Source organism: Aestuariivirga sp. (assembly GCF_046294715.1).
GTDB lineage: Bacteria > Pseudomonadota > Alphaproteobacteria > Rhizobiales > Aestuariivirgaceae > Aestuariivirga.
This window is the reverse complement of sequence record NZ_JBKBKI010000039.1, coordinates 17261-26917: the sequence shown is the minus strand read 5'-3', so window position 1 is coordinate 26917 and position 9657 is coordinate 17261. Positions and strand designations below refer to the sequence as shown.

Here is a 9657-nt window from a genome sequence, read left to right as displayed (position 1 = left end):
CTCGAGCACTATCCGGGCATGACGGAAAAGGCACTGGCCGAGATCGAAGCGGAGGCGCTGCGGCGCTGGCCGATCGATGCCTCGCTCGTGATTCACCGCTACGGCCGGCTGGAACCGGGCGAAGACATCGTGCTGGTGATCACCGCCTCCGCTCACCGCGAGGCGGCCTTCGCGGCCTGCCACTTCCTCATCGACTGGCTCAAGACCAAGGCGCCTTTCTGGAAGCTCGAAGAAAACGCCGCCGGAGCCAGCTGGGTGGCGGCGAAGGAGAGTGACGACGAGGCCGCCCGCCGCTGGGAGAAGACCGCGCCTTGAAGCGTCCACGGCGGGGGCGGCGGCCGCTGCCGCGCAGACTGGGCGGGGCCGTGGCCTTCGTCCTGATGCTCGTGCTGCTGCTCGCGGGAGCCCGGGAGGCAGGCTGGCTCATGCCCGCGAGCGGGCGCTTCACCGCCGTCGATGGCGATTCCCTGCGCAGGGACGGCCAGGATTACCGGCTGCACGCCATCGACGCCCCCGAACTGGACCAGCACTGCAAGCGCGCCACGGGCGAAGACTATGCCTGCGGGCGCGAGGCGCGGCAGGCCCTGCGCGGCCTCACCGAGGCCCGCACGCTCGACTGCCGCATTCTCGAGACAGACCGTTACGGCCGGCTGGTGGCTGAATGCCTGGCGGGCGATCTTAGCATCAACCGCGAAATGGTGCGGATGGGCTGGGCACTCGCCTACCGGCGGCACTCACGGCAGCACGCGGAGGCCGAGAGCCAGGCGCGGGAAGCCAGGCGCGGTCTTTGGCAGGGCCGTTTCGAGCGGCCGGAGTCCTGGCGGCAACGGCATCGGCAGCAGGCGCGGCCGCTGCGCAGCGGCATGGACCCGGCAGGCGAGCCGGCGGACGATGATTGAGGCACTCGCTCAAGCCGGCGCCACGCCATGGGCGGCGCGGCGCAGCGGGCGGGCTTCGCAGATGGCGTTCCGAATGGCGGTCGCAGCGACGCCTGCCTGCCCCATCGCATTGCCGATCTGGTCGAGCCCGAGAACCACGTCGCCCGCCGCATAGAGCCCCTCGACGGAGGTCATCTGCCGGCGATCGACGATGATGCCGCCATCCGCCGACGTCGCCGCGCCCGCCATGCGCGCGAGTTCCGAGCGCACCGTGGTTCCGAGCGCCGGATAAAGCGTGTCGAAGCTCAGTCTCCTGCCGCCGGCCAGGAGCGAGATCGCCTTCGCCTCGAGTGAATACCCGTAGACCGGCCCATCGGCAGGGGTGATGGCCCAGCGCGCCAGTTCCGCCCGTTCGCCCGGCGTCCACCGGTGCGGGCCATCGGGGGCGAGCAGCGTGACGCGGGCCGAATAACTCCGGAGGAACTGCGCTTCCCGCAAGGCATGATCTCCGCTGCCGAGCAGCGCAATGTTCATGTCCGTCACCTCGAAACCGTCGCAGACGGGGCAGTAGCGGAGAAGGCCGCGCCGCAGCGCCTCCTCGTGGAGAGCGTCGGTCATGCCGGGGCGCCGGTTCTCGACCCCGGTGGCAAGCAGAATCTTGGAGGCGCGGACCGCGCCATCCCCGGTTTCGACGCGGAACCCATTGCCGGCTTTGCGGAGCGAGTTGGCCCGGCCGCTCCTGATCGTCACCCCGAAGCCTTCCGCCTGGCGGCGCATGCGCCGCAGCAGTTCGGCGCCCGCGATGCCCTCCGGGTAGCCCGCGTGGTTCCGCGTGAGCGGGATCATGGCGGCGCGGCTGCGGCCATCGTCGAGAACGGTGACCGGGAGGTGGAATCGCGCCAGATAGATCGCCGCCGTCAGGCCCGCCGGGCCGCCGCCGATCACGAGACAGGCAAGATCTCGCGCATGCGTGTCGTCCAAGCGGAGCCTCCCTCTCTCAGGCGGGGGGTGCTGCCTCGCGCGAAGCCAAGGATGCCGCGGCATCCTCGACGATGCGGGCCAGCGCATCCGTCTCCGTGTGGTGCAGCATGTGGCCGGATCCGGGCAGCAGGTGAAGCGTGCTTCCGGGAATCTGCGCGTGGAGCCGCACCGCGTGGAGCGAGGTCTCGACGATGGCATCGGCTTCTCCCGCCACGATGGCGGCAGGAAGCGTGATCTCGCCATAATGCCGCGACAGGCTCTCGGCGGCGTCGTTGAGGAGTGCGAGTTCCTCGCTGCTGGCGCGGATCTGCGAGGGGCGTAGCGCCAGTTCGAGCGGAAAGCGCTCGCGGAATGCGTCCGTCACGGGGGCGGGCGAAAACATCCTGGCGATGGCGCGAGGCGCCATCCGTCGCATCGCGAAGGGCGCCACCGTGTGCCTCACGATGCCTCCCAGAACGGGAAGGACAGGCGGGCTCAACGCCGCCATATCGGCCCGTGCCTGCGGAAAGTAATAGCCCGAGACCAGGACGAGCCCGGCGACGCCTTCGGGATAGTCGAGGGCCTGGGCGAGCGCCACGAGGCTCCCCCAGGAATGGCCGAACACCAGCGGGCGCTCGACCCCGAGCCTGGTCAGCGCGGCCTGGAAGAGCTGCGCCTGGGCGGCGGGGTCCCACGCCTGGCCGCGCGGCCTGGAGCTGTAGCCATAGCCCGGCCGGTCGAAGACGATGGTGCGGTGGTGCCGGGCGATTCTCTCGACGATGCCGCTGATCTCGAGGTCGGCGATCATCGCACCGTTGCCGTGATACATGACGACGGGCCGCCCAGGCCCGCCGGTGTCGATGTAGTGAAGCCTTACGCCGTCGATCATGAGGAAGGCGCCGGTCGGCGGGTTGTCACGCTCGGCTTCGGCCGCCTGGCGTTCGACCGCGATCGCCGCCCCGCACGCCGCGGCAATGCCCGCCAGAGCGCCCGCGGCGGCGAAACGGCCGCGGCGGCCGAGCCTGTCCGCCAGCCTGCTCATCGCTGGTCGTTGAAGGGCTGCTTGGTGAGCCCCACCTGGCGAGCGATCTCCGAAAAACCGGCGGCGGCGCATTCCTCATCGCCATTGGCAAGAAGGAGGAAGCGGATCGGAAAACACATGGCGTCGCGGTTGGCGAGCCTGATATCCTCGTCACGGAACCGGTCGTCAGAGGTGATCCGAGCTTCCGCCCGGCGCAGGGCGGTGTCGATCTCGTGGGCGCTGACGACGCCCTTCTCGACGAGAAGGCGGTTCAGGGCGGCACAGGCCATGAGAAGGCCTTCGAGCTGGAGATTGGCAGGGTTCATGGGCAAGCTTCACGGAGAACTCATCGGGTCAGGAACGGGAGCGCCGCTCAGGGGTTCCGGGCGAATGACGGAAATGCCCAACCCGAGCTTCTTCGCCCGCAGCGCGCTCGAGGTCGCGCCGGACCTCATCGGTTTCGAGATCACCCTCGGCGGCGCGGGCGGCATCATCGTCGAGACCGAGGCATATCTGCCGGACGATCCGGCATCGCACAGCTTCCGCGGGCCCAGCCAGCGCAACGCCAGCATGTTCGGCCCGCCCGCCACCAGCTATGTCTACCTGATCTATGGCATGCACTGGTGCCTCAACGCCGTGTGCCTCCCGGGTTCGGCCGTGCTGATCCGGGCACTTGAGCCGACATCCGGGATCGACGAGATGATGGCGCGTCGGGGCCGCCCGGATGTGCGCCAGCTCTGCTCCGGGCCCGGCAAGCTCGCCCAGGCGCTCGGCATCAGCGGCGAACATGACGGGCTGGCGCTGCTCTCGCCGCCCTTCTCCCTCAGGCAGGGACGCACCGGCCTGCCGCTCGCCACCGGGCCGCGCATCGGCATTACCCGTGCGTCAGACCTGCCGTGGCGCTTTGGCGCGGCTGGCTCGCCCTATCTGAGCCGCCGATTCCATCCAGAGGCGAAGATTTCCCCGGGTGGGAGAATCGGCTAAGGCTTGCGCTCGAAGAACTGGCAGGGAGTTCCCGCAGCGCATGTCGAGCCTGACCATGCTCATCAAGTCGGCGCAGTCGAGCCACGCGCGCGGCGATTACGCCGCGGCGGTGCGGAGCTATGAGGGCATCCTCGCGCGCGACCCGCGGAACTACGACGTCGCCTATCTGATGGCCGTGGCGCTCTACCAGGCGGGGCGGCTGGAGCGCGCCCTCGCCGCCTTCGCCGCCGCCGCGAAGCTGAACCCCCGCCGCTTCGAGCCCCACAAGGATCGCGGCCTGATCCTCATGAAGCTCGGGCAGCACGAGGAGGCTGCCCAGAGCTTCGCGAGCGCACTCAAGCTGTCGCCCCGCTCCCCTGAACTGCTGTTGAACCGGGGACTCGCGCTCAAGAACGCAGGAAGGACCGAAGAGGCGATTCAGAGCTACCGGGCCGCCATCAGGCTGAAACCCGATCTGGCTGAAGCGCACAACAATCTCGGCAATGCCCTGGCGATGCTCGGCCAGAGTGAGGAAGCCCTCGAGGCCTATTCGACGGCCTATAGGCTGAAGCCCCTCTATGCCGAAGCCCAGGTGAATGCCGCGCGCCTTCTGCTGGAACTCTACCGCTTCACCCAGGCGCGGGACGTGCTGGACTCCTGCATCGCCCGCACGCCGGGCCACGCGGAGGCCCACCGCAGCCTGGCGGAATGCCTGCATGTGCTGGGCAATGATGAGGCCGCACTTGCCGCGGCCAGCCGCGCCATCGCCCTCGCGCCGCGGCAGGCGGCAGCCTTCCTCACGCGGGCCGGCCTTCTGGAGAGCCTGCGGCGGGACGGCGAGGCGCTGGACGATTATTCGCGCGCCCAGGAGCTGGAACCGGCGAACGTGCCCGCCCTCCTCGCCCGGGCGCGGCTCCTGTGCCGGCAGTCTCGCTTCGAGGAGGCCCTCAGGGCCTGCGACCTGGCCATTGCGGCCGAACCCGGAAACGCGCGCGCCTATTACCGTGCAGGCCGCGCCTTCGAGGGTTGCAGGGACTTCGGTGCCGCGCTTGCGAGCTATGACAAGGCGGGGGAACTGGACCCCGTCTGGCCCGAGCCCGAGCTGCGGCGCATTTTCGCCCTGAGTGGACTGGGGCGCCTCGAAGAGGCGCTCGCCGCGGCCGACGCCGTCGTCTGCTCCCACCCCGATCTTGCCGACGCGCACCTTGCGCGCGCCAGCATCCTGCGCGACTTGCGCCGCGCAGAGGAGGCGCTGGCGAGCTATGACCGGGCCATTGCCCTGGTGCCCGACAGGGCGGCGCCCTATGGCGCGCGCGGCGCGCTGAGGAGCGAACTGGGCGAAGTGGCCGGCGCGCTCGAGGATTTCGGGCAGAACCTCAGGCTTCTTGCCGGCAGCGACGCGCTTCTCCGGGCGACGGCCGAAGACTGCCTGAAGCTTCTCTCGGTCGACAAGATCCCCGCCATTTACGACACGGAGGAGGAACTGGCCGCCACGCGCCAGAAGGTGGAAGGGGTGCTGGACGAGCTGGCAGAGGCCTATGCCTCCCATCCGCCGCTCACCGCCGTGCAGACGCGGATCTCGGAACAGGCGATGCAGCATCTCGCCGGCTTCTACCTCGCCTATCACCAGCGCAACGACCGCCCCGTCATGCAGAAGCTCTCCTGCGCCGCGACGAGACTTCTCTCGCTTTCCCGCTATGAGCCGCCTACCCGCCCCGCCAGCCGGCAGAGCATCCGCATCGGCATCGCGTCGCAGAGGCTGCGCAACCACAATGGCGCCAACTGGGCCTATAACTGGTTCGCCCAGCTGCCGCGGGGCGATTATGAGTTCTTCACCTATAATTTCGAGCCCGCCAGGGATCAGCTCGCGGCGAAGTTCGCCGCCCTCGGCACCCACCGCCAATTCCCTTCTTCGCGCACGGATATGCACGAGGTGGTCCAGCAGATGCGCGACGATGCGCTGGACTTCCTGATGCTCCCGGATGTGGGAATGACGCCGGTGAGCCGATTTCTCTCGCTGCACCGGATCGCGCCGCGCCAGTTCACGGCCTGGGGCCATCCGGTGACGACCGGCTCGCCAGAGATGGACTTCTATCTCTCGAGCGACCTGATGGAGCCAACAGGCGCTGCGGATCACTACAGCGAAAAGCTGGTGCGCATGCCGAACCTTGCGCTTTATCTCGAGGAGCGCGAGGATGAGGACGACGGCGAGGCCGCGGCGCGCAGCGGTCCCGCGTTCGGCCTGCCAGAAGGCCGCGTGCTCTATGGCTGCCTGCAATCGCTTTTCAAGTATGTGCCGCGCTACGATGACATCCTGCCGCGCATTGCCGCAGAGGTGCCGGATGCGCTGTTCGTGTTCCTGGAAGGAAGCTCCTCCTACATCACTACCGTGCTGCAGCGGCGGCTGGAGCGTTGCTTTGCCGCGCACGGGCTCGATGCCGGAAAACACGTCCTGTTCCTGCCCCGGCAGAAGCCGAGCGGCTACGACCGGCTGATGCGAGCCATGGACGTCTGCATCGACAGCGTCGGCTGGAGCGGCGGCAACACCACGCTCAAGAACATCCGTTTCGGCGTGCCGCTCGTGACACTCGAGGGCGAATTCATGCGCGGGCGCCACAGCAGCGCCATGTTCCGAATGATCGGCGCGGAGGAGATGATCGCCCCGTCCACCGATGCCTACGTCGAGCGGCTGGTGCGCATGGGGAAGGACGAGGCCTACAGGCGGCACGTCGCGGACCTCTTCCGCCACGGCCGGCACAGGCTCTACCGCGATCAGGAATTCATCCGGGCACTTGACCTATTTCTGAAGGCAAACGCCATGCCGCACTGAGTGCGGCAGTCGTGGACCCGACGCTTAGCCAATACTGACCTTGTAGTGCACAACGTTCTTCAGTGTTTCACCATCGCGGACGGCGTTCATTTTCTCAACCACTGAGTATCTTAGGTCGCTTAGCCCGTCGGTTGCCTGCAATTCTGCCAGCCGGTTCTTGCGCTCTCCAAATATCGTGTGCGACCGTCTTGCCTCCCGGGAGTGAACACCTGGCTTCTCGAACCCCGCATGAGGATGCGGCAGGGCCATGTAGGTCCCGTCCCGCTTCTCAAAACCACATCCGGACTGGCCGCACCTCATGCCAAGCTCCAGGTCTTCCGGGCCCCAGCCCCAGTAGCAATTGGGATAGCCATTCACGGACTGAAAAACTTCATTGTCGAAGAGAACGACGCCCCCAAAAAAGCTCTCGTAATTCTCGCGGAGCGTGAGTCCGTGCCAAATAAGTCGGGCCGGTATCCTGGACCATGAGTAATCCGCCCAAATGGGCAGGTAATCGACGTCGTGGAAGCAGACGTAGTCGCCGTCTTTTCGGGTCAGATCGAAGCCGACATTCTTCAGTTTGCCGCGGTTAAAGTCCTGTGGCGAGACCTGCTCGATGATGTTGATGGCAAAGTCGATCTGGCTGTCCAGCTTGTCGCGGGCGAAATACATCAACATGTGAGGGATGAATTTCGCCAAATGTTCCGCGCGGTTCCGGTAGGGAACCACGACATTGAGGCGCTTGGTATAGCGCTGTGCATCGTAAGTGAAATTCTTCATGGCCGCCTGCCGTCTCTTCTCAACGGGCAAGGCTAGCGGACGTGTCGTTGCGGCGGCAATCGAGCAATTCGAGAACTCGCGAAGCGGAATGGTGCTGCCAGGGAGGATTGAACTCCCGACCTCTCCCTTACCAAGGGAGTGCTCTACCACTGAGCTACGGCAGCGCACCGCATGATGGCGGGCGGACACATGCCACAGGCGGAGGGCTTGCGCAACCCCGTCGCTTGACGGCGGACGGGAGCGGCCCGAAAATCCCCCTCATGAGCGGTGAAGAGAAAGACAGGGAGCGGCGAAAGGAGCGGCTGGCGAAGGCGCTCCGGGCCAATCTCGCCCGGCGGAAGGAGCAGGCGCGGCGCCGCAAGACGGACACCGATGCCCCTGAAAAGCCGGAAAGCGGGAACGGTTGCCCCAATTGAGCCATTTGTGCTTGTTAGCGCCGCAATTGGGGCAGGACGCCACCGAACGGGAGTGAGTCCCGGAGGGGTGTCCTCTCGCAGCAGGGGATTTGACACGATGGATCGTATCCGCATCCGTGGCGGCAACCGCCTGAACGGAACCATTCCGATCTCGGGCGCGAAGAACGCGGCCCTGCCGCTGATGATCGTCTCGCTCCTGACGCCGGGTACCCTCAGCCTTTCCAACGTGCCGCGCCTGGCCGATGTGCGCCTCCTGCAGCGCATCCTGCAGAACCATGGCATCGACATCATGGTGGCGGGCAAGCGCGCCGGGCAAAACGGCATGATGGGTGACGTCATGCACCTCACCGCCCGCGAGATCGCCGATACCACCGCCCCTTATGAACTCGTTTCCAGGATGCGCGCCAGCTTCTGGGTGCTGGGGCCGCTGCTCGCGCGCTGCGGCGAGGCGAAGGTCTCGCTCCCCGGCGGCTGCGCGATCGGGACAAGGCCCGTCGACATGCATCTGATGGCCATGGAAAAGCTCGGCGCCGAGATCGCCATAGAAGGCGGCTACGTGATCGCCCGGGCGCGCAAGGGCCTCAAGGGCGCCCACATCGCCTTCGACAAGGTCTCGGTCGGGGCGACCCACGCTGCCCTGATGGCCGCCGTCATGGCGGATGGCGACACGGTGATCGAGAATGCCGCGGCCGAGCCCGAGATCGGCGACGTTGCGGAATGCCTGGTCAAGATGGGGGCGAAGATCGAGGGCATTCACACGCCCACCCTGCGCATCCGCGGCGTCACCAGCCTTTCGGGCGCCGAGCACAGCGTCATCCCCGACCGCATCGAGACCGGCACCTACGCCATGTGCGTCGGCATGACCGGGGGCGACGTGCTCTTGAAGGATGCCAATGCCGGCCATCTCGCGGCCGTGTTCGACGTCATGCGCCGCGCCGGAATCGGGGTCGAGGCCATGAACGAAGGCGTGCGCATCCACCGCAACGGCCATGCGCTCGCGCCCGTGAAGGTCGACACATCTCCCTACCCCGGCTTCCCGACCGACTGCCAGGCGCAGCTCATGGCGCTGATGAGCATGGCCGGCGGCACCAGCATGATCCGCGAGACGATCTTCGAAAACCGTTTCATGCATGTGCAGGAACTGGCGCGGCTGGGCGCCGACATCCATCTCCACGGCGACACGGCGGAAGTGCGCGGGGTGAAGAAGCTTACCGGCGCGCCCGTCATGGCGACCGACCTCCGCGCCTCCGTCTCCCTCGTCATCGCGGGGCTCGCGGCCGAGGGCGAAACCCTGATCAACCGCGTCTATCACCTCGACCGCGGCTTCGAAACGCTGGAAGAGAAGCTTTCGGCTTGCGGCGCCGATGTCAGCCGGCTGGCCGGGGGCTGAGCCCATGCTCAGGCTTTGCGCACTCGACATCGAGGATCTCGCCGTGATCTCGGCCCAGATGCAGGACGCCATCCTGCTGGTGGGCGACATGACTTACCACCCGAAGCGCAAGCAATTCGCGCTGGTGGCCAACCGTTTCGCCTGGGACGAGGCCGCGGAGGCACAACGCCGGCGCACCGAGCTCCATTTCGGCCAGGTGCTCGCCGTCAAGACGCTGAACATCAGCCAGGACGAGAAGGACGAGGTGCTGTCGCTTCTCTCGATCAGCTTCGCCGAGACCGATGCCCCCTCGGGCGAGGTGCTGCTCAGCTTTTCGGGCGGCGGTACCATCCGGCTCCTGGTCGAATGCCTTGAATGCCAGATGACCGATCTGGGGCCCGCCTGGGCGGCGAAGGGGGTTCCGAGCCACCCTCTCGACCAAGAGGACACGCTCTAGATTC

At 67.0% G+C, this 9657-nt stretch carries 11 protein-coding genes and 1 tRNA gene; 7 read left to right on the top strand and 5 right to left on the bottom strand.

Annotation, left to right across the window (positions count from 1 at the left end; genetic code table 11):
• On the top strand, positions 1 to 315 hold a 315-nt coding region (locus ACK4HL_RS18400), incomplete at its 5' end, for a molybdenum cofactor biosynthesis protein MoaE (protein ID WP_409763550.1).
• Positions 312 to 899: a thermonuclease family protein gene (locus ACK4HL_RS18395; protein ID WP_409763547.1), complete on the top strand. Its 588-nt coding sequence runs from the start codon at positions 312 to 314 to the stop codon at positions 897 to 899. The genes ACK4HL_RS18400 and ACK4HL_RS18395, both read left to right, overlap by 4 nt.
• Before the next feature lie 9 nt (positions 900 to 908).
• Here ACK4HL_RS18395 and ACK4HL_RS18390 read toward each other — a convergent pair whose 3' ends face one another.
• Genes ACK4HL_RS18390 through ACK4HL_RS18380 form a run of 3 tightly spaced genes read right to left on the bottom strand, consistent with a single transcriptional unit; the run spans position 909 to position 3185 of the window.
• Positions 909 to 1859, bottom strand: coding sequence for an NAD(P)/FAD-dependent oxidoreductase (locus ACK4HL_RS18390; protein WP_409763544.1), 951 nt, complete (start codon positions 1857 to 1859; stop codon positions 909 to 911).
• Between the two features lie 16 nt (positions 1860 to 1875).
• Entirely contained in the window at positions 1876 to 2880 is a 1005-nt protein-coding gene (locus tag ACK4HL_RS18385; RefSeq protein ID WP_409763541.1) for an alpha/beta fold hydrolase, read from the bottom strand.
• Positions 2877 to 3185 (bottom strand): hypothetical protein, encoded by a 309-nt coding sequence (locus ACK4HL_RS18380; protein ID WP_409763538.1) that lies wholly within the window; start codon positions 3183 to 3185, stop codon positions 2877 to 2879. The genes ACK4HL_RS18385 and ACK4HL_RS18380 overlap by 4 nt, the downstream gene beginning before the upstream one ends.
• A 64-nt stretch (positions 3186 to 3249) precedes the next feature.
• Here ACK4HL_RS18380 and ACK4HL_RS18375 point away from each other — a divergent pair, with 64 nt between their 5' ends.
• Positions 3250 to 3843: a DNA-3-methyladenine glycosylase gene (locus ACK4HL_RS18375; RefSeq protein ID WP_409763553.1), complete on the top strand. Its 594-nt coding sequence runs from the start codon at positions 3250 to 3252 to the stop codon at positions 3841 to 3843.
• Between the two features lie 40 nt (positions 3844 to 3883).
• Positions 3884 to 6652, top strand: a complete 2769-nt coding sequence (locus tag ACK4HL_RS18370; protein ID WP_409763535.1) for a tetratricopeptide repeat protein — start codon at positions 3884 to 3886, stop codon at positions 6650 to 6652.
• A gap of 24 nt (positions 6653 to 6676) precedes the next feature.
• On the opposite strand, the gene ACK4HL_RS18365 is transcribed toward ACK4HL_RS18370, so the two are convergent.
• Together ACK4HL_RS18365 and ACK4HL_RS18360 are read right to left on the bottom strand one after the other, a co-directional pair.
• Entirely contained in the window at positions 6677 to 7411 is a 735-nt protein-coding gene (locus ACK4HL_RS18365; protein WP_409763532.1) for a galactosyltransferase-related protein, read from the bottom strand.
• Between the two features lie 89 nt (positions 7412 to 7500).
• Positions 7501 to 7575, bottom strand: a tRNA-Thr gene (locus ACK4HL_RS18360).
• 96 nt (positions 7576 to 7671) lie between these two features.
• On the opposite strand from ACK4HL_RS18360, the gene ACK4HL_RS18355 reads away from it, so the two are divergent.
• From ACK4HL_RS18355 to ACK4HL_RS18345, 3 genes are all read left to right on the top strand, one after another.
• On the top strand, positions 7672 to 7827 hold the full coding sequence (locus ACK4HL_RS18355; protein ID WP_409763529.1) for a hypothetical protein: 156 nt from the start codon (positions 7672 to 7674) through the stop codon (positions 7825 to 7827).
• 97 nt (positions 7828 to 7924) lie between these two features.
• Complete coding sequence (murA, locus tag ACK4HL_RS18350) at positions 7925 to 9217, top strand: UDP-N-acetylglucosamine 1-carboxyvinyltransferase (protein ID WP_409763526.1); 1293 nt, start codon at positions 7925 to 7927, stop codon at positions 9215 to 9217.
• A gap of 4 nt (positions 9218 to 9221) precedes the next feature.
• The gene (locus ACK4HL_RS18345; protein ID WP_409763523.1) at positions 9222 to 9653 is read left to right on the top strand and encodes a DUF2948 family protein; all 432 of its coding nucleotides are present in this window, start codon (positions 9222 to 9224) and stop codon (positions 9651 to 9653) included.
• Positions 9654 to 9657 lie beyond the last annotated feature (4 nt).

Bases quoted from the DNA above. Each gene is read 5' to 3' on its own strand.
- ACK4HL_RS18385 (WP_409763541.1), bottom strand. From the start codon at position 2,880: ATGAGCAGGCTGGCGGACAGGCTCGGCCGCCGCGGCCGTTTCGCCGCC.
- ACK4HL_RS18380 (WP_409763538.1), bottom strand. From the start codon at position 3,185: ATGAACCCTGCCAATCTCCAGCTCGAAGGCCTTCTCATGGCCTGTGCC.
- ACK4HL_RS18375 (WP_409763553.1), top strand. From the start codon at position 3,250: ATGACGGAAATGCCCAACCCGAGCTTCTTCGCCCGCAGCGCGCTCGAG.
- ACK4HL_RS18370 (WP_409763535.1), top strand. From the start codon at position 3,884: ATGTCGAGCCTGACCATGCTCATCAAGTCGGCGCAGTCGAGCCACGCG.
- ACK4HL_RS18365 (WP_409763532.1), bottom strand. From the start codon at position 7,411: ATGAAGAATTTCACTTACGATGCACAGCGCTATACCAAGCGCCTCAAT.
- ACK4HL_RS18355 (WP_409763529.1), top strand. From the start codon at position 7,672: ATGAGCGGTGAAGAGAAAGACAGGGAGCGGCGAAAGGAGCGGCTGGCG.
- murA (WP_409763526.1), top strand. From the start codon at position 7,925: ATGGATCGTATCCGCATCCGTGGCGGCAACCGCCTGAACGGAACCATT.
- ACK4HL_RS18345 (WP_409763523.1), top strand. From the start codon at position 9,222: ATGCTCAGGCTTTGCGCACTCGACATCGAGGATCTCGCCGTGATCTCG.